Annotated in this window: 30 protein-coding genes; 27 read left to right on the top strand and 3 right to left on the bottom strand. The window is 51.8% G+C overall.

Translation table 11 applies throughout. The features are described 5' to 3' along the window. Nucleotides 1-6 precede the first annotated feature (6 nt). The 10 genes from EVJ20_RS05030 (at nucleotide 7) to EVJ20_RS04985 (ending at nucleotide 10,572) form a co-directional block, all read left to right on the top strand. Complete coding sequence (locus EVJ20_RS05030) at nucleotides 7-2,208, top strand: 1,4-alpha-glucan branching protein domain-containing protein (RefSeq protein ID WP_131463756.1); 2,202 nt, start codon at nucleotides 7-9, stop codon at nucleotides 2,206-2,208. 84 nt (nucleotides 2,209-2,292) lie between these two features. Continuing rightward, complete coding sequence (rpmG, locus tag EVJ20_RS05025; RefSeq protein ID WP_016510885.1) at nucleotides 2,293-2,457, top strand: 50S ribosomal protein L33; 165 nt, start codon at nucleotides 2,293-2,295, stop codon at nucleotides 2,455-2,457. Between the two features lie 56 nt (nucleotides 2,458-2,513). Further along, a complete protein-coding gene (locus tag EVJ20_RS05020) occupies nucleotides 2,514-3,068 on the top strand; it encodes a 5-formyltetrahydrofolate cyclo-ligase (protein ID WP_131507204.1) in 555 nt (184 codons plus the stop codon). Continuing rightward, a complete protein-coding gene (locus tag EVJ20_RS05015) occupies nucleotides 3,047-3,817 on the top strand; it encodes a DUF92 domain-containing protein (protein WP_070327028.1) in 771 nt (256 codons plus the stop codon). The genes EVJ20_RS05020 and EVJ20_RS05015 overlap by 22 nt, the downstream gene beginning before the upstream one ends. Before the next feature lie 169 nt (nucleotides 3,818-3,986). Further along, nucleotides 3,987-4,943, top strand: a complete 957-nt coding sequence (locus EVJ20_RS05010) for an L-lactate dehydrogenase (protein WP_131439899.1) — start codon at nucleotides 3,987-3,989, stop codon at nucleotides 4,941-4,943. A 148-nt stretch (nucleotides 4,944-5,091) separates the two neighbouring features. Continuing rightward, on the top strand, nucleotides 5,092-6,150 hold the full coding sequence (locus tag EVJ20_RS05005) for a rhomboid family intramembrane serine protease (RefSeq protein WP_070327030.1): 1,059 nt from the start codon (nucleotides 5,092-5,094) through the stop codon (nucleotides 6,148-6,150). Between the two features lie 15 nt (nucleotides 6,151-6,165). Then, nucleotides 6,166-7,182 carry a M42 family metallopeptidase gene (locus tag EVJ20_RS05000; protein ID WP_131490378.1) on the top strand — a complete coding sequence of 339 codons (1,017 nt, stop codon included), beginning with the start codon at nucleotides 6,166-6,168 and terminating at the stop codon, nucleotides 7,180-7,182. 2 nt (nucleotides 7,183-7,184) lie between these two features. After that, nucleotides 7,185-7,379 (top strand): YqgQ family protein, encoded by a 195-nt coding sequence (locus tag EVJ20_RS04995; RefSeq protein ID WP_070327032.1) that lies wholly within the window; start codon nucleotides 7,185-7,187, stop codon nucleotides 7,377-7,379. A gap of 93 nt (nucleotides 7,380-7,472) precedes the next feature. After that, nucleotides 7,473-8,435: an ROK family glucokinase gene (locus tag EVJ20_RS04990; RefSeq protein ID WP_304984974.1), complete on the top strand. Its 963-nt coding sequence runs from the start codon at nucleotides 7,473-7,475 to the stop codon at nucleotides 8,433-8,435. Nucleotides 8,436-8,658: 223 nt separating this feature from the next. Continuing rightward, entirely contained in the window at nucleotides 8,659-10,572 is a 1,914-nt protein-coding gene (locus EVJ20_RS04985) for an LTA synthase family protein (RefSeq protein WP_131507201.1), read from the top strand. 91 nt (nucleotides 10,573-10,663) lie between these two features. On the opposite strand, the gene EVJ20_RS04980 is transcribed toward EVJ20_RS04985, so the two are convergent. Beyond that, nucleotides 10,664-10,843 (bottom strand): DUF2759 domain-containing protein, encoded by a 180-nt coding sequence (locus EVJ20_RS04980; protein WP_070327033.1) that lies wholly within the window; start codon nucleotides 10,841-10,843, stop codon nucleotides 10,664-10,666. Between the two features lie 157 nt (nucleotides 10,844-11,000). Here EVJ20_RS04980 and EVJ20_RS04975 point away from each other — a divergent pair, with 157 nt between their 5' ends. Continuing rightward, the gene (locus EVJ20_RS04975) at nucleotides 11,001-11,621 is read left to right on the top strand and encodes an MBL fold metallo-hydrolase (RefSeq protein ID WP_070327034.1); all 621 of its coding nucleotides are present in this window, start codon (nucleotides 11,001-11,003) and stop codon (nucleotides 11,619-11,621) included. Nucleotides 11,622-11,660: 39 nt separating this feature from the next. On the opposite strand, the gene EVJ20_RS04970 is transcribed toward EVJ20_RS04975, so the two are convergent. Next, complete coding sequence (locus EVJ20_RS04970) at nucleotides 11,661-11,924, bottom strand: DUF2626 domain-containing protein (RefSeq protein ID WP_070327035.1); 264 nt, start codon at nucleotides 11,922-11,924, stop codon at nucleotides 11,661-11,663. Nucleotides 11,925-12,189: 265 nt separating this feature from the next. Between EVJ20_RS04970 and EVJ20_RS04965 the strand changes: the two genes are divergently transcribed. From EVJ20_RS04965 to EVJ20_RS04890, 16 genes are all read left to right on the top strand, one after another. After that, the gene (locus EVJ20_RS04965; protein WP_016510368.1) at nucleotides 12,190-12,561 is read left to right on the top strand and encodes a Spx/MgsR family RNA polymerase-binding regulatory protein; all 372 of its coding nucleotides are present in this window, start codon (nucleotides 12,190-12,192) and stop codon (nucleotides 12,559-12,561) included. Between the two features lie 59 nt (nucleotides 12,562-12,620). Next, nucleotides 12,621-13,439 (top strand): ATPase, T2SS/T4P/T4SS family, encoded by an 819-nt coding sequence (locus EVJ20_RS04960; RefSeq protein WP_236633685.1) that lies wholly within the window; start codon nucleotides 12,621-12,623, stop codon nucleotides 13,437-13,439. Further along, nucleotides 13,409-14,386: a type II secretion system F family protein gene (locus EVJ20_RS04955; protein WP_131490376.1), complete on the top strand. Its 978-nt coding sequence runs from the start codon at nucleotides 13,409-13,411 to the stop codon at nucleotides 14,384-14,386. Before EVJ20_RS04960 ends, EVJ20_RS04955 begins: the two co-directional genes overlap by 31 nt. Nucleotides 14,387-14,400: 14 nt before the next feature. Next, nucleotides 14,401-14,724, top strand: a complete 324-nt coding sequence (locus tag EVJ20_RS04950) for a prepilin-type N-terminal cleavage/methylation domain-containing protein (RefSeq protein ID WP_083273936.1) — start codon at nucleotides 14,401-14,403, stop codon at nucleotides 14,722-14,724. Then, nucleotides 14,721-15,158, top strand: coding sequence for a prepilin-type N-terminal cleavage/methylation domain-containing protein (locus EVJ20_RS04945; protein ID WP_131490375.1), 438 nt, complete (start codon nucleotides 14,721-14,723; stop codon nucleotides 15,156-15,158). Before EVJ20_RS04950 ends, EVJ20_RS04945 begins: the two co-directional genes overlap by 4 nt. After that, the gene (locus EVJ20_RS04940; RefSeq protein WP_070327040.1) at nucleotides 15,145-15,381 is read left to right on the top strand and encodes a hypothetical protein; all 237 of its coding nucleotides are present in this window, start codon (nucleotides 15,145-15,147) and stop codon (nucleotides 15,379-15,381) included. The genes EVJ20_RS04945 and EVJ20_RS04940 overlap by 14 nt, the downstream gene beginning before the upstream one ends. Beyond that, on the top strand, nucleotides 15,317-15,811 hold the full coding sequence (locus EVJ20_RS04935) for a hypothetical protein (RefSeq protein ID WP_161568088.1): 495 nt from the start codon (nucleotides 15,317-15,319) through the stop codon (nucleotides 15,809-15,811). Before EVJ20_RS04940 ends, EVJ20_RS04935 begins: the two co-directional genes overlap by 65 nt. Beyond that, nucleotides 15,775-16,077, top strand: a complete 303-nt coding sequence (locus tag EVJ20_RS04930; RefSeq protein ID WP_070327042.1) for a hypothetical protein — start codon at nucleotides 15,775-15,777, stop codon at nucleotides 16,075-16,077. The genes EVJ20_RS04935 and EVJ20_RS04930 overlap by 37 nt, the downstream gene beginning before the upstream one ends. Next, nucleotides 16,070-16,555 carry a shikimate kinase gene (locus EVJ20_RS04925; protein WP_236633366.1) on the top strand — a complete coding sequence of 162 codons (486 nt, stop codon included), beginning with the start codon at nucleotides 16,070-16,072 and terminating at the stop codon, nucleotides 16,553-16,555. Before EVJ20_RS04930 ends, EVJ20_RS04925 begins: the two co-directional genes overlap by 8 nt. Then, nucleotides 16,552-16,890, top strand: coding sequence for a hypothetical protein (locus EVJ20_RS04920; protein WP_131490373.1), 339 nt, complete (start codon nucleotides 16,552-16,554; stop codon nucleotides 16,888-16,890). Before EVJ20_RS04925 ends, EVJ20_RS04920 begins: the two co-directional genes overlap by 4 nt. A 147-nt stretch (nucleotides 16,891-17,037) precedes the next feature. Beyond that, nucleotides 17,038-18,111 (top strand): glycine cleavage system aminomethyltransferase GcvT, encoded by a 1,074-nt coding sequence (gcvT, locus tag EVJ20_RS04915; protein ID WP_131490372.1) that lies wholly within the window; start codon nucleotides 17,038-17,040, stop codon nucleotides 18,109-18,111. A 25-nt stretch (nucleotides 18,112-18,136) separates the two neighbouring features. Next, complete coding sequence (gcvPA, locus tag EVJ20_RS04910; protein WP_131464900.1) at nucleotides 18,137-19,474, top strand: aminomethyl-transferring glycine dehydrogenase subunit GcvPA; 1,338 nt, start codon at nucleotides 18,137-18,139, stop codon at nucleotides 19,472-19,474. Continuing rightward, nucleotides 19,474-20,949 (top strand): aminomethyl-transferring glycine dehydrogenase subunit GcvPB, encoded by a 1,476-nt coding sequence (gene gcvPB, locus EVJ20_RS04905; RefSeq protein WP_070327045.1) that lies wholly within the window; start codon nucleotides 19,474-19,476, stop codon nucleotides 20,947-20,949. The genes gcvPA and gcvPB overlap by 1 nt, the downstream gene beginning before the upstream one ends. 167 nt (nucleotides 20,950-21,116) lie before the next feature. Continuing rightward, nucleotides 21,117-21,428 carry an ArsR/SmtB family transcription factor gene (locus tag EVJ20_RS04900; protein WP_236636163.1) on the top strand — a complete coding sequence of 104 codons (312 nt, stop codon included), beginning with the start codon at nucleotides 21,117-21,119 and terminating at the stop codon, nucleotides 21,426-21,428. Then, nucleotides 21,421-22,365 (top strand): permease, encoded by a 945-nt coding sequence (locus tag EVJ20_RS04895; RefSeq protein ID WP_131507196.1) that lies wholly within the window; start codon nucleotides 21,421-21,423, stop codon nucleotides 22,363-22,365. Before EVJ20_RS04900 ends, EVJ20_RS04895 begins: the two co-directional genes overlap by 8 nt. 13 nt (nucleotides 22,366-22,378) lie before the next feature. Continuing rightward, a complete protein-coding gene (locus EVJ20_RS04890) occupies nucleotides 22,379-22,606 on the top strand; it encodes a thioredoxin family protein (RefSeq protein WP_035386597.1) in 228 nt (75 codons plus the stop codon). 59 nt (nucleotides 22,607-22,665) lie between these two features. Here the strand turns inward: EVJ20_RS04890 and EVJ20_RS04885 are convergent, their stop codons facing one another. Further along, entirely contained in the window at nucleotides 22,666-23,046 is a 381-nt protein-coding gene (locus EVJ20_RS04885; RefSeq protein WP_016510373.1) for a rhodanese-like domain-containing protein, read from the bottom strand. Nucleotides 23,047-23,073: the final 27 nt, after the last annotated feature.

The raw sequence follows: 23,073 nt of genomic DNA, 5'->3' as shown, positions 1-23,073 counted from the left end.
CACACTATGAAACCAGGTTATTTTTCACTCGTCCTACATGCCCATCTTCCGTACGTGAGGCATGAAGAGAAACACCGGCTAGAAGAACGCTGGGTATATGAAGCCATCTCCGAGACATACATCCCGATTCTGTGGCAAGTCGATCGACTTCAACGGCCCCTGCATTGGACGGTCAGTATCTCTCCGCCCGTCATCGAAATGCTCGCCGACCCACTCGTCCAAGATCGCTATCTCGGGCATTTAGATGAGATGCTTGAACTGATCTCAATCGAACTGGCTGAGGGTCGGAGCGAACAAGAAGTCGAGACGCTTCATTTTTACGAACGCCGTTATCAAGACTTGAAGAACACGTTCCTCCATTGGGAGAAAAATTTGAACCATGCGTTCCGTACATATCGTGAGCAAGGCTTCATCGATATGGTCACATGTACGGCGACACACGGTTTCAACCCGCATCTGTTCACCGATCAGGCGGCACGGGCCGAGATTCGGACTGGATTGAACTGCTTCGAGCGGCATTACGGCTTCCGTCCGACCGGCATTTGGTTACCGGAATGTGCGTATACGCCAGGAGTCGACCGCATCCTCTATGAGGAAGGGATTCGCTACACGTTCGTCGATGAGCACGCGTTGCTCGAAGCCGACCCGACGCCGGACAAAGGCATCGGTGCGCCTGTCTATTCGCCGCACGGAGTCGCTTTATTCCCACGTGATCAAATCATCTCCGGGAAGATTTGGAGTTCGATGATCGGTTATCCGGGGCATCCGGACTATCGCGAGTTTTATCGCGATCTCGCCTACGACCGGGACTGGGAATACATTCAAGCGTTCATGCATCCAGAGGGCATCCGCTTCGACACAGGTCTGAAGATGCATCGCATCACGGGCGACAGCGACGAAAAAGACTTTTACGTCCGCGGATGGGCCGAACATCAAATCGATAATCACGCGACCGATTTCGCGGAGACGCTCGCGGCGCATTTAGAAGCGCACGGTGGACAAACGTTCCCGCCGTTCCTCGTCACGGCACCGTTTGACGCCGAACTGTTCGGCCATTGGTGGTTTGAGGGCCCTGAATTTTTAGGGCAAGTCGCAGAGCGACTAGAGGCATACGGGATTGAGACGATCACGCCGGCACTCTTCCTCGAGCGTCATTTCCAAGACCTGCAAACAGTACAAGTTTCGATGAACACGTGGGGCCGGAAAGGTTACGGCGATGTGTGGATCAACGAACGCAACGAATGGATGCTCAGACATTTGCACACGATGGAGACGCAACTCGTCAAAGACGTAGCCGACTATCGGAACACCTCGCCACTCGCCGACCGGGCTTTGAGACAGCTCATTCGTCATTATGTGCTCTCAGTCTCGAGCGATTGGGCGTTTATCTTGGACGGCCAGACGACGGCGCAATACGCCGCCGAACGTTTCCGCGAACATACCCGCCTGTTTGCCGAACTCGAGACGGCGCTCTACGAAGGCAAGCTATCGGATCGCTTGCTAGACGAGCACTACACGGTCTATCCGTTCTTAGACGACGTGGATATTGATATCGATACGTTCCTATCTCCACACGACTATTATGTGACGCAGGAGCGTGGCGAAGAAGGTGAGGTCATTCTCGTCCTCACGCCAGAATATACAGGCAATATAGTGGGCGACCTCGGTCATCGCGTCGTCGCTGAAGTCGAGGCACGAGCGGCTGACGGGGAGACCGTTTACGTCCTCACGCCGCACAGTGAAGGATTGCCTGAATACGAGCGCCACAATCGCGTGCACGTGTACCGGGTCCCACTCACGAGTCCGTTTCTAGAGCATGTCATGAACCAAATCGCTGCTCAGAACGTCGCCTACGTGAAACTCGTCCAACAGTTACAGACGATGGTCAACTTCAAAGCGGTCCATCATTTTGATTGGATGACGATTCCAGCGGCACGTTCACTTGCGAAGTCACTAGATGTTCCGTTATACTCAACTATGTTGTCATTTGAAACGACCCGCAACCCGCACGGGCACGGTGGCCTGTTCGATGCGATCCATCGCATTGAGAACGGCGTCCTCTCGGAAGCTGATACGGTTTATGTCGGTGAACAGCTCTCGATCGAGGAGCTCGCGACGCGGTATGTGATCGGCGATAACGTAAAAACGTGCCTACCGCTCGACGCGTCACCGTACGGGCAGAAACGTTTGAAAAAGAACGTGAAATAACCTTGCTTTTTCAAAAAAAACTTGGTAGGATAATTGAGTATGCTTAGACTGTAAAGCAAAAGCACTTGATACAACATTAGTAAGATGGGAGTGAAAGATATGCGCGTTAAAATCACACTAGCTTGCACAGAAACAGGCGATCGCACGTACATCACGAAGAAAAACAAACGTAACAACCCAGAGCGCCTCGAATTGCGCAAATACAACCCACGTCTCCGTCGTCACACGCTTTACCGCGAAGTGAAATAATTGAGACCGGCCGTCACTCATGTGGCGGCCTTTTTTTTCGATAGGAGGAATAACAAATGACAGCTAAACAAGAGCTCCGAAAAGCGGTTCATGTGAATATTCGCGTGCTCACCGATCGTGACGGGCGTGATGAAGCGATCCTACATACCGTGGCGTCGCTCCCTGAGTGGCAACAAGCGTATACGGTCGCACTCACATTGTCACTCGACCTTGAAGTGAATACGCGTCCGCTCATCGATACAGCTTTAAAAGCAGGAAAATCGGTGTTGGTGCCGAAAGTAACGAAACAGGGGCTCACGTTCCACGAAATCAGGACGTTCAGCGACCTCGAGCCGGGGGTAATGGGTATTCTCGAGCCGACGACCGCGGAAACCGACCTCGACATCGATGTCTGTATCGTCCCAGGCCGTGTCTTTGACCGTTCTGGATATCGGATCGGTTGGGGCGGGGGTTATTACGACCGTTTCTTAGCGACATATCACGGTGCGACGATCGCGCTCGCCTACGACGTACAAGTGCTCGACGAAATACCGATCGAACCACACGACATACCTGTCGAACTGATCGTGACAGAAAGGGAAATGATTCGATGCTCTCAATCGTCCTCGTAACTTGTCTAGTTGCACTGGCCGGATATCGTCTCCGGTCGTTGACGTTCTCTGGGGCGATCTTGACGATCGTGACAGGGACGGTCATCGGGTTTGGTTTTGGCTGGTTCGGGCTGTACTTGCTCGGTGTGTTCTTTTCGACGTCCTCGCTCGCTTCAAAATATCGCGCCCGCGACAAGGCGTCGGTCGATGACATCGTCGAAAAATCCGGACCGCGTGACTTCGTGCAAGTGCTTGCGAACGGAGGAATCGCTATGCTCACCGCCGTCGGAATGGCGATGACTTCGAACGAGGCGTGGCTATTCGCTTACGTCGTTTCAATCGCGGCGGCGACGAGTGACACGTGGGGGTCCGAGTTCGGCGTCCTCGCATCGCGCCGACCGCGCTCTATTTTGACATTGCGTGAAGTTGAACCGGGGACGAGCGGTGGGGTGTCACCGTTCGGTACGCTCATGTCCGTCGCCGGCGCGACGATCATCGTCTTGGCATCGCTCCCGTTCTTAAACATAACGATGGGCACGCTATTTCTATTGATTGCGCTCGGTCTGAGCGGCAGCGTCGTCGATACGTTGCTCGGTGCGACCGTGCAACGTAAGTATCGCTGTCGGACGTGCCGAAAACTGACGGAGAAAAAGCTGCATCACGGTGAAGCGACCGACTATGTATCTGGATGGCGCTTTCTCGGCAACGACGCCGTTAATTTCTTGGCGATCGCCTCCGCGGCAGCGATTGGTTTTCTTGTTTTCGCCTAAGGGTAGTACAGAGAATGAGGATGTTTCAAACGAATGTGAATTTTGTCACAATATTGCCAAACTGAAAACGGTTTCTCTTGTATTGACTGTTTGTGAATGATGTTACAATCTAGGTGTAACAGACAAAACAAAAACATGAAACAGATTGTTTGAAGGGTGGAAAAACAACATGGAAACATTAAATCATGCAAAAGTAACACGGGTCGCTCTCGTCGGGGCCGGAGCGGTCGGTGCAAGCTTCGCGTATCAATTGACGACAGCGAGCCTATGTGAAGAACTCGTCATCATCGACATCAACAAGGCGAAGGCAGAAGGCGAAGCGATGGACTTGAACCACGGCGTCTCGTTCGCTTCGTCACCGATGCGCGTCTGGGCTGGAGATTACACGGACTGCGGTGCTGCAGATATCGTCGTCATCACGGCCGGCGCTCCTCAAAAACCAGGTGAGACACGTCTCGACCTCGTTGAGAAAAATGCGAAAATCATGAAAGCGATGATCACTGACATCATGGCCTCTGGCTTTGACGGTATTATCATCGTCGCGTCAAACCCGGTCGATATCATGACACACTTGGCTTGGAAATACTCGGGTCTTCCGAAACATCGCGTCTTCGGATCAGGGACTGTACTCGATACGTCACGCCTCCGCTACATGCTAGGTGATTACTTCAACGTCGATCCGCGCAACTGCCACGCTTACATCATGGGTGAGCACGGCGATACCGAGTTCGCGGCATGGAGCAACGCCCGGATTTACGGCAAATCGGTCGAACAGTTGCTCGAAGAGAACGACGAGTATACGTGGGAAGACCTTGAAGACATCTACGTCAACGTTCGTGACGCTGCGTACCACATCATCGAACGTAAAGGCGCGACGTACTATGCGATCGGTCTCGGCTTGCTTCGTCTCGTCAAAGCGGTGCTCCGTAACGAGAACACGCTACTCACGGTCGGTGCCTACTTGGACGGAGAGTACGGCTTGAACGATATTCATATCGGTGTGCCGGCAATCATCAACCGCCAAGGCGTGCGTCAAGTCGTCGAAATCGAATTATCAGAAGAAGAGAAGCAGAAAATGCTCCATTCGGCAGACGTGTTGTTGAAAACGATGCAACCTGTTTTATAATATATTCGCGATATAGACGTAGTCGGCGTATGCCGGCTACGTTTTTTATGTGTTGGTACGGACGCCGGACAGATTCAGAAAGCGCCAACTTTTGTCGTCATGATCGAATTGGATTACAATTAAGACAGAAGGAAAGGAGGGGATTCAGTTGACGCAACCGGGATGTTTTTGGGAAGACATTTACCATGCGGTCGAGGCGGGCGGTCGGGTCGAAGGTATACTCGAGCCTTCGCGCGCGCTGCTATTGTTCGACACGAAAGCTGGAGACCTCTATCACCTGTACATAAAGACGGATAAGGCGTGGGCAAACCATGTCGCGATCGAGATCGAGGCGGTCATGAGCTCGTTCCGACTCGCACGACTCGGGCGTGCGAAGCTTCACGTTCATATATACGGCGACCCTCTCGTCGATGAGGAGCGACTTGAGACGTTGTCGTTCCAAGTCGCGGCCAAGGTGAGACTCGACAGGCACGCGTGTGGCGATGAACAAGATGAGACCCGGTTTCGGTCGCTCGCGCTCGCGCTCGATAAACAGCGAAAAGCCGAACTGAAGAAGCGATTCTCATTCGGTGAACCGCAACTCGTCTATGCGCTCATGATGTTGACGTTTGTCGTCATGTGGCTCGCCGAATCGCTCGGCTCGACGCTCGATCCGAACACGCTCATCCGATTCGGCGCCAAAGTCAATCCGCTCATCGACGATGGCGAATGGTGGCGCCTCGTCACACCGATGTTCCTTCATATCGGCTGGTTTCATTTTGCGATCAACATGTTCGCGCTCTGGTCGCTCGGCCCGCTCGTCGAACGCATGTATGGGTCACCGAGGTTCTTGACGATCTATCTGTTGGCGGGCGTCATCGCGTCGACCGCCTCCTACGCGTTCAGTGAGGCGATTTCGGCCGGGGCGTCCGGCGCATTGTTCGGTCTCGTCGGCGCACTGCTCTATTTCGGACTGCGTGACCGCTCGCTGTTCATGAAGACGCTCGGCCCACCGCTGTTTATTATGTTAGGATTAAACGTAGGGCTCGCCTTCGTCCTCGGTGCCAGCTTGGACCACTCGGCCCATGCCGGGGGCCTCATCGGTGGATTTTTGATGGCGGGCGTGGTCGGATTACCTGATGAAACGACAAAAAAATGGCGCCTGTTGTTCACGGCGCTGGCAGTTTTATTGACCGGGACACTATACTGGCTCGGATATCATCGATGACAAAGGAGTAACAACATGATTGATACGTTAAAACGATTAGTAGAGATCCCGAGTCCTTCTGGAATGACGCACGAAGCAGTCAGTTACGTCGAACGTGAGCTCACGGACCTCGGGGTTGAGACGAGCCGGTTGAGAAAAGGTGCATTGTTGGCCAAGTTTCCTGGACAAAGCGGGCCGGCCCGTCTTTTGACCGCCCACGTCGATACGCTCGGTGCGATGGTGAAGGAAGTGTTGCCGAGCGGACGCTTGCGGCTGACGCAAGTCGGCGGTTACGCTTGGACCGCAATCGAAGGTGAGAACTGTCTCGTCCATCGCGAAGCGGGCGAGGCAGTGGACGGGACGATCCTCGTCCATCAATCGAGTGTGCACGTCTATAAAGACACGAACAGTGCCGAGCGGACGGCGGCGAACATTGAAGTACGTCTCGATGCCGACGTTCATACGGCGGACGACGTCCGAGCGTTAGGAATCGAAGTCGGGGACTTCGTCTCGTTCGATCCCCGTTTCAAACAGACGGAGACGGGTTATATTAAATCGCGTCATCTTGACGACAAGGCGTCGGTCGCCATCCTGCTCGATTTGGCGCGTGACTTGGTCAAAGCGGACTTGCCGCATACGGTCTACTATTTAATTTCGAACTATGAAGAGGTCGGTTTTGGCGGGAACGCCGGGATCCCGGACGAAGTTGACGAGTACATCGCAGTTGATATGGGGGCGCTCGGGGACGGGCAACACTCGGACGAGTACACTGTATCGATCTGTGCCAAAGATTCTTCAGGACCGTACGATCTCGAGTTGCGTCGTCAGTTCACAAAGCTTTGCCGCGACCACGACATTCCGTTCAAAGTCGACATTTATCCGTTCTACGGTTCGGACGCATCAGCTGCGATCCGGGCCGGCTATGACGTAAGACATGCGCTCATTGGTCCTGGGATCGAGTCGAGCCACAGCTATGAGCGGACGCACCAAACATCGCTCGAGGCGACACGAGCGTTGCTGTATCGCTACGTATTGACCGCGATGGGGGAATAATAATGAGAAACTTTTATGACGTGCAACAGTTTTTAAAATCGTTTGGCACGATTATTTACATCGGAGAGCGTGACGCCGAGATCGGTCTCATGATGATGGAGTTAGACGAATTGAACGCCGGTGGGATGATCGAACAGCGCGAGTATGACACGGCAAAGATTATTCTGACGCATGAACTAAAAAATTCAATAGATTGACAGAAAAACCTCTTGTGCAAATGTTTGCACAAGAGGTTTTATAGTGTAGACTATTGGATGAAAGCGATTTATTTGAGACGAGGAGTGGAATGCATGAAGTGGTTATTAGGAATCGACATCGGTGGGACGACGGTGAAAATGGCCGTCTTGGACATGAACGGGATCATTTCAGATAAGTGGGAGATCAAGACGGACATCCGTGATAATGGGGTACATATCCCGACTGATATCGCCGCCTCGTTTGAAGCGTACCTTCAGCAATCCGGAAAAGCGAAGCAAGATTTTGCGGGTGCGGGAATCGGAGCTCCAGGATTCATCAACTTCTCAGAAGGTGTCGTCGAATACTCGCCGAACATCGGATGGAAGAACTTTGAGCTCGTCGGCGAATTCGAGAAAGCAGTCGGATTGCCGGCCGTGCTCGAGAATGACGCGAACGCGGCCGCGCTCGGTGAGATGTGGAAAGGCGCCGGTGAAGGAGCGTCTGAACTGCTCGCGATCACACTCGGTACGGGTGTCGGCGGCGGTGTCATCACGAACGGGAACATCGTCCATGGGGCGTCCGGCATGGCTGGTGAGATCGGGCATATCACGGTCGAGCGCGACGAGGCGAAAGCGGTCATGTGTGGATGTGGGCGCAAAGGCTGCATCGAGACGATCGCCTCAGCAACCGGTATCGCCCGTCTCGCCTTACAAAAGCGTAAAGGGAGAACGACGTCATTGAACGAGTTAGGTGAAGTGACGGCTCGCGATGTGTTTGAAGCCTATAAAGCGAAAGACGAGGTCGCGACAGAAGTCGTTGAAGAGATGACGGAATATCTTGGGTTGACGATTTCAAACATCGCCAACACGTTGAACCCTAAAATGATCGTGATCGGCGGCGGCGTTTCAAAAGCGAGACAAGCTTTGCTCGAGCCGCTCGATGAACAATTTAAGCGGTTTGCCCTTGAACGGGTATATACGTCGACGACGTTCAAAATTGCCGAACTCGAGAATGACGCCGGGGTCATCGGCTGCGCTTGGCTGGCACGAAAACATTTTTTGCCGACTAGAGTCTAACCTGTAAAGCACACATGCGATCTCGCATGTGTGCTTTTGACGTACAAAGGGAATTGTAAAGGTGTGGTTGATTTTTTGTTAAAAAAGGGGTAAGATTTGGACTTGATACTGGACTGTTACCGTTAGTGAAATAGATAACAATCCAACTACATGTTATTGAACTTATTCATGGCGCATCCTGCTTGAGGACGTCTTAAAACTGAAAAGAGGAGGAGGCCGTCAGATGAAGTCATCTCAAAGCTTATCGAAGCTGACTATGCGACTGAATGAAACGGTCCGCGCTTCGTTTCAAGAATATCGGTTATTTTGGATATTTAGTTTATTACTTTGGACGAAGACGTACGTAGTTTACCAATTTTTCTTTAACATCCCGATTGAAAACACAGCTCAAGCATTCATCTTGCTGATCAGTCCGATCAGCTCGACCTTGTTCTTGTTCGCTTTTAGTTTCTTCTTTAAAGGAAATAAGCAAAAGTGGGTGCTGTACACCCTTTATGCGGTCGCCTCGTTCCTGTTGTTCGCGGACGCTGTCTACTACCGCGAGTTTACGGACTACTTGACGATGCCTGTCATTTTGCAACCGTCGAACATGGAGACGCTGTCGACTTCATTCATATCACTGCTTGAATGGAAAGACTTGATCATTCTTGGGGACGTGCTCGTCTTGCCGTTCGTACTATGGAAGATCAATACGTTGCAAACCGCCGCGTCTCACCGCCGGGCGCTCATCACGTTCGTGGCAGCTGTCGCCGTGTTCTTGTTCAACTTGTCGCTTGCTGAGACGGAACGCCCTGAACTGTTGACGCGTTCGTTCGACCGTGAGCTGCTCGTCAAAAACATCGGGACGTTCAATTTCCACGTCTATGACGCGATGCTTCAAACGAAGACGTCCGCGCAGAAAGCGATGGCCGATGGGTCGGAGTTAGCCAAGATTGAAAAGTATACCCGCCAAAACTATGCGGCGCCGAATCCGGATTTGTTCGGAAAATATAAAGGTAAAAACGTGGTCGTCGTCTCGCTCGAGTCGACACAAAACTTCACGCACAATATGAAAGCCGCGAACGGCGAGTATATCACGCCGAACTTGAACAAGCTGATCGAAGAGTCCCATTACTGGCCAAACTATTACCATACGGTCGGGCAAGGGAAAACGTCAGACGCCGAGTTCGCCCTCGACAATTCGCTGTATGGCCTGCCACGTGGAGCCGTTTACTTCACGAACGCCGATAATGAGTACCAAGCTCTTCCTGAACTGATCAAAGAAGAGAACTATTATTCAGCCGTGTTCCATGCGAACAACAAATCGTTTTGGAACCGCGATTTGATGTACAAGAACACCGGCGTCGACATGTTCTATGATGAGAAGAGTTACGACCTTGGGAATCCTGAGGACATGACGGAGTGGGGCTTGTTGGACGATAGTTTCTTTGAACAATCGATTCCGATGCTCGAGGAACTCCCGCAACCGTTCTATGCGAAGTTCATCACGCTCACGAACCATTTCCCGTATACGATGCCGAGCGAGGATTACGAACTCGTGCCGAAATTCGAGACGAACTCGACGACGCTTAACAACTTCCCGCAGGCACTTGCTTACCAAGACTATGCGCTTGGCCTGTTCATCGACGAACTGAAACAGAACGGGATGTGGGAAGATACGATTTTCGTTGTGTACGGTGACCACTATGGCATTTCGACAAACCATAACGACGCGGTGGCCGGCTTGCTCGGTAAAGAAGAGTTGACGCCGTATGATGTGGCGAAACTTCAACAAGTACCGTTCGCCATCCATTTGCCGGGCCAAGAAACAGGCGAAGTCCATGAGACGATCGGAAGTCATATCGACATGAAGCCGACGCTCCTGCACTTGCTCGGCATCGATACGTCGGACTTGGTCGGGTTTGGGAACGACTTGTTCGCTGAAGACCGCAACAGTCGCGCCATCTTCCGAGACGGCACGGTCGTCACGGACGATTACGTGTGGACGCAATCGATGTGTTACGATGCGACGACTGGAGAAGCGGTTGAAGATACGACACTTTGCGGACCGGTCACGGAAGAAGCCGAAAAAATCCTGCAAATGAACGATGACTTGATCTATTCGGATTTGCTTCGCTTTAAAGAACAAACCGATTAATAATCAAGAGCTAGCGCTGACCGTTAAACGTCAGCGCTTTTTTTACGGAATAAAAAAAGACGACCGCAGTCGTCTTCGTGGTAAGTCAACATTAACCTGGGATTCCACCGAAAATCAATGTTGCGACGCCAAAGAATCCAAAGACGAGCGCGGTGATTCCGGCAAACGCAAGTGGAAAGAATTGGCGTTTTTTGAATGAACGGGCCATCCCCCAAAGTGCAACGAGTGCTACGATGAGTGAAATCCATCCAAATGGCTCATACAAATGCATGACGAGTTCCCCCTTTATTATACGTCATGAAATTCATAAAAATTTCACTGAAATATCACTATTATTTTATCCGAAATAACACACGCTGTCGAGCAAAGGTTGCCACCGCTACAATTTTGCCACAATATCGTTTAGAATGGTTGTGGAGGTGTTCTAGATGAATATTGTAAAAATCACATCGGGCCTTGCCCAAGAGAACGGATACGTGCTCGAACAAGACGGAACGGTCGTTATCGTCGACCCGGGCACGGACGACCCGAAATTCTTTGAGGCGGTGGAACGTTTCGGCGGATTGAACGCCATTTTGTTGACGCATGCCCACTTTGACCATATCGGCGGCATCGATGCGCTGCGCGATCGCTATCCGGTACCGGTCTATGTTCATGAAGCCGAGCGGTCATGGCTCGCCGACGGTGAAAAGAACGGGGCGGCAAAGTTCCATCTGCCCCACTCATCGATGCGACCGGCCGAACGAACTTATCAAGGTAAGAAGCTAGAGATTGGTGCGTTTACAATCGAGTTGCATCACACGCCGGGTCATTCACCGGGGAGTGTCACATTGCACATCCCGAGCGAACGTGTTGCCTTTTGCGGGGACTTGATCTTCAAACAATCGGTCGGCCGGACCGATCTATTCGGCGGCGACCAATCGACGCTCCTCGGATCGATCGATCGGATGCGTCAATTATTGCCGGCCGAGACGGTGCTCTATTCAGGTCACGGACCGAAGACGACACTCGAAGCTGAAATTCGTTCAAATCCATTTTTTGAACGGTGAACATAAAAAAAGATTGTCTCAACGAGAGACAATCTTTTTTTACATTTGGAAGTTACTCCAATACGTGAAGACGACGAAGAAAACAGTCAAGTAAGCGCCGAACACGTATACATACGTTTTTTCAGTCAGTTTCAAGTAGCCTAGTGCGACAAAGAAAATTGTTTGAGCTAAAAAGACAAGACCCATTACGACGAAGTCACCAGTATGTTCGCTACTGCTTTGATCTCCACCGAGTGCGCCCACGAAAGCCAGCGCCGCGATCAACCCAGTCCAAAAGCCTAGGACACGGAACATTCTCGCCATGTTAATCCCCCCATACGTACATTATTCCATTCTCATTCACTATTTTACCAACACATTCAGAAAAATGCTATGAAAACGTGTGAATTGAGCAAAATAATCGTGAAAAATATGTGAAATCGATATGTTATATAAAGTTGTACAAAAATTCAAAAAAGGTTGTACAAACTATGTACAAAAAGCGGAATAGGTTGTATAATCAACTTACAAACATTGAACGGAACAGGTTGTCAAATAAAAGGAGGCGCTGAAAGTGGCAAGTGAACTTATGTTTTATACGTATCCAAGCTGTACGTCGTGTCGAAAAACGAAAGCGTTTTTACAAGAGCAACAACTTGATGTGAACGAACGCCATATTTTCCGAGACGCTCCGACGGTAGACGAACTCTTGACGCTACTTGCACTTAGCGAAGACGGAGTCGATTCACTCCTAGCAACGAGAAGTCAAGCGTTCAAACAGCTCAACGTTGACGTCGATGAATTGAAACTGAGCGAATTGCTGAAGTTGATGAGCGAAAATCCGAAGCTGTTGAAACGCCCGATTTTGACAGACGGTAAAGAAGTCATTGTCGGCTACGACAAGGCATCAATCGAGACGTATGCCCGCCGCCATGATTTGACTTCGGTAAACGTTTCATAAGACAAGTCCACTTTCCTAAGAGTGGGCTTTTTTTTATGCTCATTTATGAGGTGGGGACAATGAAACTGGTGATTGATCGATTGATTAAAGCGGCGCGACGGCTCGAGGCGAGCGATGTCCATTTCATGCCAGGCAAAGACGCCGTTATCGCACAGGCGCGTCACGGGACGTCGATCACAAAGCTTGAGACGATACCACGTCCAGACTACGAACGGCTCACATTACATATGAAATATTGGTGTTCGCTCGCTGAAACGGATCATCGGGTTCCGCAATCCGGGATATATGATCGAAACGAAGAAATGATCAGGGTCACGTTTTTGCCGTCATTTACTGATGTGCTCATGTCATGGCGTCTGCCGAACGTCTCGTTCCAACTTCAAGAGTTGTTATCTGAAGTGGATGTGTTGCGTTTTCAAGGCATGGCTGAGCTGCGGCACGGCTTGTTTTTAATCGGTGGCGCGACGGGGGCCGGAAAAACGACAGTCCTCTATGCTTTTCTTGAAAGTTTGAAGAACCACCGGATCGTGACGATCGAAAACCCTCCCGAACAGCAATTGACGGGTGTGATCCAGCTCGAGGTGAATGTATTGGCAGGACTGGATCATAGACGTTTGTTGAAAGAAACGTTGCGAGCCGACCCGGATATCATCGTTGTCGGGGAGGTGCGGACGAGTGAAGAACTGCTTGTCGCGCATGATGCGGCACTGAGCGGACATTTGACGATCGCGACGTTTCATACGGCGAGTATCGAAGACGGTGAACGCCGTCTCGAACAGTTGATCGGCAAAGTAGAGGTGCCGCGCCATTGGTGTGTGTTGCAGCGGAGAGAGGAGGTGACTTGCTCATGGTCGATGTCCGTTCCAGTAGGGAGCTGAACACGATCCGGCGCTTCCTGCGACTGCAAGCACGAGGGGTCGGGTTGAAAAAGACGTTCGAGACGCTCGAGCTGCATGAGCGGGGGAAGCAAAAACAACTGATTCGTGTGATGCGGCAAAAGCTCGAGAGTGGTCTGGCACTCGCCGACGTATTCTCAGAACTCGTCACGGATGCGCGTATGCGAGACATGCTCGTCACGGCGGAACGGGGACATCATTTCATTGAAGGTCTAGAACAAGTACTTGCCTTATCGATGATGCGTCGAGGCCTGCAGCAAGAGTTAAAACAACTGGCGAGGTATCCGCTCGTCATCTTGACGATGCTTTTAGGGCTTGGTGCCATTTATGCGCTGTACATCTTTCCGAAATTGCTCTCGATGGTGCAGGTCGACGATTTAGACGGAATCAGCGCCATCCTCTTGTCACGAAGTTTTTTCCCGGGCTTGTTCGTCGCGCTCGTTTTGACAGGTGGCTGGGGCTATTGGGTCGTGAAGCGAGGCCGGTCCGTCCCGATCCGATTCGTCGAGCGGGGAAGACGACTGTATATCACGTATTTGTTTGTCAGCGAACTGTCCTTACTGAGTGAAGGGCAAATTTCGGTTCGTCACGTCATCGAGCGTCTCTCTCACGGGGACGGGGAAGTGGCGCAAATCGCCCGGCGCATCCATGACCGGATGTCTAGCGGGATCGAGTTGGAGGCGGCGGCCCGAGAGGAACGTCTGCTCGATCATGAAGTCGTCAGCTTGTTCGGGGTCGGGACGGTGAGTGGAGACCTCGGATTGATTATGGCGTTACATCGAGACTTGATCTTTGAAGAGATGGAACTGTATTGGAAGCAACTGATCGCCAAGACGGAGCCGCTTTTGTACGGTTTCTTGACCGTCATGGTGACGATGATGTTCTATACGATTTATTTGCCGGTCAAACTAATTATGGCCCAACTATGAGGAGGAGAATTATCGTGGCAAAACTCAAATCAGACTGTCAGGCAGAGCAAGGATTCACACTCGTTGAAATGGCGGCAGTGTTACTGATCATCTCGGTCTTGTTGCTGCTACTCGTCCCGTCTATGTCGGACGGGAAGTCACGGGCGGATAGCGTCAGCTGTGAAGGGAGCGTACGGATTGTCGAATCTGAAATCAATTTATACTATGCGGAACATAAGGCGTATCCAGAATCACTCGCCGTCATCAAACGTGCTTCGACCGAGAATCCGCTCGAATATAGCTGTCAGTCGATGACGTACACGTACACGCCGAGCACAGGTGCGTTGGCGCTGAAATGAGACAAGACGGCTATACGCTCGTCGAGATGGCTTGGGTACTCGTCGTCCTGTCGCTACTCCTTTTAGTGGCGACGCCTACCGTCCGTTCGATGGACCGGCTCGCGCTCATCGACTTCACGGAGGCGCTCGTCCAAGACATCGCCGAGGTCGGCCAGTATCCGTATGTGGCCGCCGATGAAAAATGTGTCCCGCGCTTGAGATGGTACATGAAAGAACGGCGGTATCACATCACGTGCGGGACGACGTCGATCACTTCAGGCGTCGTTCCCGACGGTGTCGAGATGAGCCTGCCGGCAACGAACGAAATCGTCTTTTCAAAGTCGGCGGCGACGTATGCCGGGCAGTGGAAATTTTACACGGGCCAAGTCGCGGTCACGTTGAAGTTCAGGATGGGCACGTATGAGCCGGAGGTGATCCGTAGTGGGGGAGGATGAGCAAGGCGTCACGTTTTGGGAAGTTTGTTTAAGTCTAGCCCTCCTGCTCGGATGGGTCGGTGTGATTGCGCCGTTCGTTACGGCGGGTACGGAGCGGGTGGAGCGTCTCGAGGCGACGGTTCGGACTTATGAACGGCTTCAAGGGGAGGTGTTGCTCGATGCGGCCGATCCAAGCGGTGAAGTCGAAATTTGTGAACAAGACATATGTCTGCCGACACTCTGAGGGTGGCTTCACGTTGCTCGAGATGACGTTCACATTATTGTTGCTCCCCTTGTTCATCGGGCTGCTCGTCCACTTTTTAGCGCTCGGGGAGGCGTTTTACGAACAACCGCGCGGTCAAGTGAACACGACACCACAACTCATCGTCCGCAAACTGTTCGACAGTCGTGACTGTCAGGTGCGAGAAGGTAGACTCGTCGGTACGTACGTTCGACCCGATGAGACGACGTGGACGTGGACGCTCAAGCAGATCAATCGGAACTTAGTCATGGTAGGCGAAGAAGGAGGGAACTTGTTATTTATAAGAGGAATCGATGGTTATCGCGTCGAACCGTTAGGAAACGGCTACCGGATTCAGTGGACCGACTCGATCGGCCCGCGGGAGAAGTCCGTGATGTGCATGCGCTCGGGTTCTTCGTCATCTCTACGTTAGTCCTCTTGACGTGGCTATTAGCTGCAGCTTTGTTTTGGTATACTGATATCGAACGAAGCACGGAACGTCTGACGCTCGAAATTTTGGCGATTCGCTTCGAATCCCATCTCATGGTCGCCAAACATTCGTGCCAGACAGAAGCAGAGATCATCGTCAAACCGACCGGTACGATTTTCTGCCGACCGCTCGGGCCAGGTACGACGGAGGTCGAGATCCGGTTGAAGACGGGAGAAAAGCATAAAGAGGTGATTTATTTCGATGACTAGACCGTTTTACATCATCGGGTTTATGGGTACAGGTAAATCAAGCTTAAAACGATATCTTGAAAAATCGAATCATGTCATCGATTTGGATGAAGCGCTCGAACGGCATCTTGGGATGGGTTTACCTGCTTATTTCGCCCGACACGGTGAGAGCGCGTTTCGGGCCGAAGAGACGGCGATGCTTCGAAACGTTCATGCGGACTATATCGTGACAGGTGGCGGAATCGTCGAGCGCTCAGAAAATATCGAATGGATGCGGCGTCATGGGCGCATCGTTGCCCTTGAGTTGCCGTTCGAACTGTGTTGGGGGCGCATTAAAGACTCGGACCGCCCGCTCGTGCAACTTGGTAAAAGGAGCGTCGAGGCGCTATACGAGCGCAGGCGTCCGCTTTACGCTTACGCCGATGTGACAATCGACGCCTCATTGAGCTCGGAAGCGATTGCTTGTGAACTAGATCGGTTGAAGGAGGAAGACAGATGATTTGGATTAATCTTGGTATTATCGTGCTCGCACTCGTCGGGCTAGGTGGATACGGATTTTTATTGTATCGGAACAAAATGAAGACCGATCTGCGCCGTGTGAAACGGTTGACAGAACGGTTTACGATTCGAATGAATGTGATTCAAGGCTTGGTCGGTGAGATCAAACAGCACATCGACACGGTCAACGCATCGGTGAAGCAAATGAAGGCTTATTCGGTTAAAGTGAAAGACGAATCGCTCGAAATGAAACAGGCAACGGTCGGCCTTACGAAGGAAATTAAGCGGACCGCTGGAATCGATCGTTCAGGCGTTTCCACTGAGACTGAAATATGAAATAATGAGGATGAAAACGTTTTCGTTTTCAATCCTCTTTATTTTTGCCCATTTTTGCTAGGCAGCGCGTCAAAAAATTGATAGAGTGGAATAGAAAACGAAATATTTCATCAAATGGATTAATTACGTTCGGGATTGGGGGATATTATGGAGAAGTTAACGTTGAAACGTACGCCTTTGTACGACCTGATTTCTACGAAGGCGAAGATGGTGGATTTTGCGGGGTTTGAGATGCCCATCATGTTCTCGTCAATCAAAGAAGAGCATCAAGCGGTTCGGGAGCGGGTTGGCATGTTCGATGTATCGCACATGGGGGAAATTCGGATTGAAGGTCCGGACGCGTTCGAAAACGTCCAACGTCTTGTGACGAATGACGTCTCGAAGCTGAATATCGGGCAAGCGCAATACAACTTGTTTTGTTTACCTGACGGCGGGGTCGTCGACGACCTGCTCGTCTATCGGCTCGATGAAGACGCGTATTGGCTCGTCGTCAACGCCTCGAATATTGAAAAAGACGTGGCCCACGTCCGTCGATACGTATCAGGGGACGTCACTGTGACCGATGAATCGGATGCGTACGGTCAAATCGCGATCCAAGGTCCGATTGCAGAAACAGTACTCGGACAAATCACGGACTTACCGCTACATGAGATCAAGTTCTTCCGGTTTTTGAGCGGCGACGTTGCCGGTGTGCCAGCAATCGTCTCGCGGAGTGGCTATACAGGTGAGGATGGGTTCGAAGTATACGCCCGGGCCGAAGATGTCGCGAAGATTTGGACTGCGCTCGAAGCAGAACAAGTGACGCCGTGCGGGCTCGGTTCACGTGACACGCTCCGTTTTGAAGCTTGTCTGCCGCTGTACGGGCATGAGTTAGACGAGACGGTGACGCCGTTCGAGGCCAACTTGAACTTTGCGGTCAAGCTCGATACCGACTTCGTCGGGAAAGATGCCCTCGTCAAACAAAAAGAAGATATTCCGCGCCGTCTGATCGGCTTGAAGCTGCTCGGCCGCGGGATTGCCCGACAAGGTGCGCCCGTCTTGTTTGACGGCGAGACGATCGGCGTCGTCACGACGGGAACGATGCCGCCGACCGTTAACGAATCGATCGCTTGGGCCCGGATTGATCGCCGGTTTGTCGAACAATCAAACTTCATCGTCGAAGTTCGGGGCAAACAAATAGAAGCCGAACGTGTGCCGACACCGTTCTATAAACGTAAATGATACAGGGGGATTCAGAATGAACAGAATGGAATTTCGTTATTTACCGATGACCGAGCAAGACGAACGCGATATGCTCCAGACGATCGGTGTCGAATCGATCGAAGATTTGCTTGAAGATATCCCGGCCACGCTCCGGGAGACGGCATCGTTATCTGCCATCGGCGCTCCGCTCCCAGAAGTCGATCTCGTCCGCCACATGACGAAGCTTGCCGAGAAGAACCTTCACACGAAATCACATCCGAGTTTTCTAGGAGCCGGCATGTACGATCACTTGTCGCCAAGCGTCATGAACCATATGTTGCTCCGTTCTGAGTTTTACACGGCGTATACGCCGTATCAACCTGAAATTTCACAAGGTGAACTGCAAGCGATGTTCGAGTTCCAGACGATGATTTGTGAACTGACGGGGATGGACGTCGCCAACTCGTCGATGTATGACGGCATTACCGCACTCGCGGAAGCGACTTACCTCGCGAGCGCCCATACGAAGAAGAAACGTGTCATCGTCTCCGGTGCTGTTCACCCGGAAGCGAAAGACGTCATCCGCACATACGCGGATGGACCGGGACTTTCAGTTGAATATACGCATGTTGCGGCCGGCGTGACGGATTTGACGGACGTCGATTTGACGGACGCCTCGTGTCTCGTCGTTCAGTACCCGAACTTCTACGGTCGCGTCGAGGACTTGGCGACGCTCGCGAAAGCGGCCCATGATGCCGGTGCGCTCTTTGTTGTATCGAGCAACCCGCTCGCACTCGGTATTTTAGAGTCTCCTGGTGCGCTCGGGGCCGATATCACGGTCGGCGATGCCCAACCGTTCGGGATCCCGCAAAGTTTCGGTGGTCCATCGTGTGGCTACTTCGCCGTCAAAAAGGCGCTCATGCGTAAACTGCCGGGTCGTCTCGTCGGTCAGACGGTCGACGAGGACGGGAAACGCGGCTTCGTCTTGACGCTACAGGCACGGGAACAGCATATCCGCCGCGATAAAGCGACATCGAACATCTGCTCGAACCAGGCGCTCAATGCGCTCGCCGCCTCGATCACGATGTCCGCGCTCGGGAAATATGGGATTCGTGACATGGCCGTCCGCAACATTCAAACGGCCCACTATATGAAAGAGGCGCTGAAGTCGGCCGGTTACCCGATCATCGACGAAGGACCGATGTTCAACGAGTTCGTCGTCGATTTCGGTACCGATGCCGAAACCGTGTCACGCCGCTTGCTTGACAATGGCATCATCGGTGGATTGCCTCTCGGAACGTATGATGCTGATCGTCAAACACAGATGTTGCTATGTGCGACCGAACTGCGCACGAAAGAAGAGATTGACGGATTTATTGAAGTGGTTGGGGGGACGAACTGATGCAACACGAACAAACGCTCATTTTTGAAGTGTCACGTGCCGGACGGACCGGGTACAACTTGCCGACACCGACCGTGCCAGAAGTTGATATTGAGGCGCTGTTACCGGCGTCGATGATTCGTCAAGAGGCGGCCGAACTGCCGGAAGTGTCGGAACTAGATGTCGTTCGTCACTATACGTCGCTATCGACGCGGAACCACGGTGTCGATTCCGGCTTCTATCCGCTTGGATCATGTACGATGAAATACAACCCGAAAGTGAACGAAGATATGGCGCGTCTGCCTGGGTTCGCCCACATCCACCCGCTCCAACCGATCGAATCGGTGCAAGGGGCGCTCGAGATGATGGTCGACCTTCAAGACCAGCTCGCTGAAATCACGGGGATGGACGAAGTGACGCTCCAACCGGCAGCCGGGGCCCACGGTGAATGGACCGGACTCATGTTGATCAAAGCGTTCCACCAGCATAACGGCGATATGAATCGGACGAAAGTACTCGTCCCGGACTCGGCGCACGGGACAAACCCGGCCTCGGCCGTCGTCGCCGGATTCGAGACGGTCACGGTCAAATCGGATGAGCGGGGACTTGTCGACCTCGCTGACTTAAAGGCGAAAGTTGGGGACGACACGGCAGCGCTCATGCTCACGAACCCGAACACGCTCGGGTTGTTCGAGGCGGACATCCTTGAAATTGCCAAAGTCGTCCATGAGGCAGGCGGTAAACTGTACTACGACGGGGCTAACTCGAACGCGATTCTAGGGATCGCCCGTCCTGGTGATATGGGCTTTGACGTCGTCCACTTGAACTTGCACAAGACGTTCACAGGACCGCACGGCGGCGGCGGCCCGGGCTCGGGACCGGTCGGCGTCAAGCGCGACTTGATCCCGTACTTGCCGACACCGATCGTAAAAAGAGCGGATTCAGGTTTTACGCTCGATTACGATCGCCCGCAGTCGATCGGACGCATTAAACCGTTCTATGGAAACTTCGGCATCAACGTACGCGCCTACAGCTACATTAAGACGATGGGCGCCGAAGGGCTGACGCGTGTCTCACGCGAAGCAGTGTTGAACGCCAACTACATGTTCGCCCGTTTGAAGGACGCGTTCGATGTGCCGTACGACACATACTGCAAGCACGAATTCGTCTTGTCAGGTAAACGTCAAAAGGCACTCGGTGTCCGTACGCTCGACATCGCCAAACGATTGCTCGACTTCGGATACCATCCGCCGACGATCTACTTCCCGCTCAACGTCGAGGAGTGCATCATGATCGAGCCGACCGAGACGGAATCGAAAGAGACGCTCGACGCGTTCTGTGACGCGATGCTCCAAATCGTCAAAGAGGCAGAAGAGAATCCGGAGATCGTTCAGACGGCGCCGCATACGACGGTCGTCAAACGACTCGACGAGACGCTCGCTGCCCGTAAGCCGGTATTGAAGTATGAGCGACGCCAACCATCGTCAATCAACTAAGCCACAACCCGCTCGCAATTCGCGAGCGGGTTTTTGATTTGTGCCAAGATGAGTGGTTGTGACGATTGTATGAACTAAAAAATGTCTTAAATGTGAATAATTGAACAAGTGTGTGGACTTGAAACTATATAACTAGCAAACTAGTTATATAAGAGGAGGTGATGAAGATGGAATGGACTTTGAAAACAGACGAAGAACTTCGCGAATCCTTACGTATCTGTCAATTTGATGAGGGAGAGCTCGAGCGACAAGCCGCCTTCCATAAAGGACTGGCAGATCCAACTCGGTTAAAGATCGTCCGCCTGTTAGGCATAGCCCCGATGTGCTTATGTGAACTGTCGAGCACGCTCGAGATGCCGAACTCTACGTTGACACATCACCTCCGTTTGCTAGAGCGTGGTGAAGTCATTCGCTCGACACGCTTGGGACGGAACACCGTTTTCCAATTGACAGAGAAAGAAGTGGGTGAACATGTTTGATCGGATTGGAGACTTTATCGCATACGACGTCCTTGATCTAAGTGGCCGTTTCGGTGAAGCTGTACAATTTTTCGTGATGGACGTCGTGAAGATAACCGTGCTGATGAGCATTATGATTTTTGTGATCGGATATATTCGCAGTTATTTCCCTGTAGAAAAAGTTCGCGACTATTTGAGTGGCAAGCGGAAAGTTGGCGGATATATTGGTGCCGCTGGTCTAGGCGTCTTGTCACCATACTGTTCCTGCTCGACGATCCCCTTTTTCATCGGGTTCGTGGAAGCGGGTATTCCGCTCGGGATGACGTTCACGTTTCTCATCACGTCACCGATTGTGAATGAAATTTCTATCGTCCTTCTCATCTCAATGTTCGGTTGGAAGATCGCGTTCTTATATGTATTTGCAGGAGTGATGGTCGCGTTGTTCGCTGGCCTGCTAATTGAAAAGTTACATCTTGAAAAGTATGTGCAAGACTACGTATATCAAATCAAAAGTCAACAAGTCGCGGTCACGATTGAATTATCACAAGCAGATCGTTTAGTGACAGCGCTCAATAGCGTCTATGAGACCGTGAAAAAAGTGGGACCTTATTTACTGATTGGGATTGCGATCGCGGCAGGGTTTCACGGGTTCATCCCGGCCGAGTTCATTATGCGTGTCGCAGGGGGAGATAACTGGTATGGCCCAATCGTTGGAACGTTGATCGGGGTTCCGCTCTATTCCAATGCAATCGGGACGTTGCCAGTCATCGAGGTGCTCGTAGGGAAAGGAATGGCGATCGGAACGGCTCTTGCGTTCATGATGTCGACCGTCGCTTTGTCTGTACCTGAAGGTCTATTGTTGAGCCGAGTGTTGAAGAAAGAGCTCGTCATCATTTTCTTTGTCATTGTGACGTTGGGGATCACGGTAATTGGTTACTTATTCAACTTTATACTATGAGGAGGAGTCGAACATGAACATAAAAATTTTAGGGACCGGGTGTCGCAATTGCAAAACGCTGGAGCAAAATGTCGTAGAAGCGCTACGATTAACTGGGAAGACGGCGACGGTTGAAAAAGTGACGGACATCGAGCAAATTATGTCATATGGAATTATGAGCACGCCTGGCCTTGTCGTCAATGAGGAAATCAAATCGGTAGGGAAAGTTTTAACACCGAAATCGATCGCTAAATTCTTTTGAACGTTCAATCAAATAAGCGTTGCCCCAACGAATGTTGGAGCAACGCTTGTTTGTGAGGGTCAGTCTTTTTTGACTTTCCCTTTCCAGTTTTTAAATCCGCCTTCAAGCATATAGATGTCGGTGTAGCCATTTTTCATGAGCAGTTTGGCCGCCTGGTTCGTACGTGACTTGCCTTGGCAGTACATGAGGATCGGTTGATCTTTCCGTAGCTCTTTCATTCGAAGTTTCATCTGGCCGACCGGGATATTACGGGCCCCGATGATGTGGCCTCCCTTGTACTCGTTCGGTTCACGGACGTCGATCAATTGTCCTTTGCGGAGCGAAGCGCGAAATTCTTCTTGTTTCATTTTTTTCAAACCACGAGCCGGCATGAAGCGCCAGACGATATATGCGATGAGCGCAGCCCAGAGGATGATGACGAGGATTGTTTCGATTCCCATTGATGTTCTCCCTTTCTCTATTAAGTT

It is taken from the genome of Exiguobacterium sp. SH0S1 (assembly GCF_004337165.1).
GTDB classification, from domain to species: domain Bacteria; phylum Bacillota; class Bacilli; order Exiguobacteriales; family Exiguobacteriaceae; genus Exiguobacterium; species Exiguobacterium aurantiacum_A.
Note: the sequence above shows the minus strand (reverse complement) of the source record. Positions and strands in the feature narration are given on the sequence as shown.

Excerpts from the sequence above, each read along its gene's own strand:
- gcvT (WP_131490372.1), top strand. The coding sequence starts at position 17,038 with ATGGAGAAGTTAACGTTGAAACGTACGCCTTTGTACGACCTGATTTCT.
- EVJ20_RS04965 (WP_016510368.1), top strand. The coding sequence starts at position 12,190 with ATGTTTTATACGTATCCAAGCTGTACGTCGTGTCGAAAAACGAAAGCG.
- EVJ20_RS04975 (WP_070327034.1), top strand. The coding sequence starts at position 11,001 with ATGAATATTGTAAAAATCACATCGGGCCTTGCCCAAGAGAACGGATAC.
- EVJ20_RS04890 (WP_035386597.1), top strand. The coding sequence starts at position 22,379 with ATGAACATAAAAATTTTAGGGACCGGGTGTCGCAATTGCAAAACGCTG.
- EVJ20_RS04990 (WP_304984974.1), top strand. The coding sequence starts at position 7,473 with ATGAAGTGGTTATTAGGAATCGACATCGGTGGGACGACGGTGAAAATG.
- gcvPB (WP_070327045.1), top strand. The coding sequence starts at position 19,474 with ATGCAACACGAACAAACGCTCATTTTTGAAGTGTCACGTGCCGGACGG.
- EVJ20_RS05030 (WP_131463756.1), top strand. The coding sequence starts at position 7 with ATGAAACCAGGTTATTTTTCACTCGTCCTACATGCCCATCTTCCGTAC.
- gcvPA (WP_131464900.1), top strand. The coding sequence starts at position 18,137 with ATGGAATTTCGTTATTTACCGATGACCGAGCAAGACGAACGCGATATG.
- EVJ20_RS04995 (WP_070327032.1), top strand. The coding sequence starts at position 7,185 with ATGAGAAACTTTTATGACGTGCAACAGTTTTTAAAATCGTTTGGCACG.
- EVJ20_RS05020 (WP_131507204.1), top strand. The coding sequence starts at position 2,514 with ATGACAGCTAAACAAGAGCTCCGAAAAGCGGTTCATGTGAATATTCGC.
- EVJ20_RS04925 (WP_236633366.1), top strand. The coding sequence starts at position 16,070 with ATGACTAGACCGTTTTACATCATCGGGTTTATGGGTACAGGTAAATCA.
- EVJ20_RS04900 (WP_236636163.1), top strand. The coding sequence starts at position 21,117 with ATGGAATGGACTTTGAAAACAGACGAAGAACTTCGCGAATCCTTACGT.
- EVJ20_RS05015 (WP_070327028.1), top strand. The coding sequence starts at position 3,047 with ATGCTCTCAATCGTCCTCGTAACTTGTCTAGTTGCACTGGCCGGATAT.
- EVJ20_RS04955 (WP_131490376.1), top strand. The coding sequence starts at position 13,409 with ATGGTCGATGTCCGTTCCAGTAGGGAGCTGAACACGATCCGGCGCTTC.
- EVJ20_RS04960 (WP_236633685.1), top strand. The coding sequence starts at position 12,621 with ATGAAACTGGTGATTGATCGATTGATTAAAGCGGCGCGACGGCTCGAG.
- EVJ20_RS04945 (WP_131490375.1), top strand. The coding sequence starts at position 14,721 with ATGAGACAAGACGGCTATACGCTCGTCGAGATGGCTTGGGTACTCGTC.
- EVJ20_RS04885 (WP_016510373.1), bottom strand. The coding sequence starts at position 23,046 with ATGGGAATCGAAACAATCCTCGTCATCATCCTCTGGGCTGCGCTCATC.
- EVJ20_RS04985 (WP_131507201.1), top strand. The coding sequence starts at position 8,659 with ATGAAGTCATCTCAAAGCTTATCGAAGCTGACTATGCGACTGAATGAA.
- EVJ20_RS04935 (WP_161568088.1), top strand. The coding sequence starts at position 15,317 with ATGCGGCCGATCCAAGCGGTGAAGTCGAAATTTGTGAACAAGACATAT.
- rpmG (WP_016510885.1), top strand. The coding sequence starts at position 2,293 with ATGGGAGTGAAAGATATGCGCGTTAAAATCACACTAGCTTGCACAGAA.
- EVJ20_RS05000 (WP_131490378.1), top strand. The coding sequence starts at position 6,166 with ATGATTGATACGTTAAAACGATTAGTAGAGATCCCGAGTCCTTCTGGA.
- EVJ20_RS04920 (WP_131490373.1), top strand. The coding sequence starts at position 16,552 with ATGATTTGGATTAATCTTGGTATTATCGTGCTCGCACTCGTCGGGCTA.
- EVJ20_RS05010 (WP_131439899.1), top strand. The coding sequence starts at position 3,987 with ATGGAAACATTAAATCATGCAAAAGTAACACGGGTCGCTCTCGTCGGG.
- EVJ20_RS04895 (WP_131507196.1), top strand. The coding sequence starts at position 21,421 with ATGTTTGATCGGATTGGAGACTTTATCGCATACGACGTCCTTGATCTA.
- EVJ20_RS04980 (WP_070327033.1), bottom strand. The coding sequence starts at position 10,843 with ATGCATTTGTATGAGCCATTTGGATGGATTTCACTCATCGTAGCACTC.
- EVJ20_RS04970 (WP_070327035.1), bottom strand. The coding sequence starts at position 11,924 with ATGGCGAGAATGTTCCGTGTCCTAGGCTTTTGGACTGGGTTGATCGCG.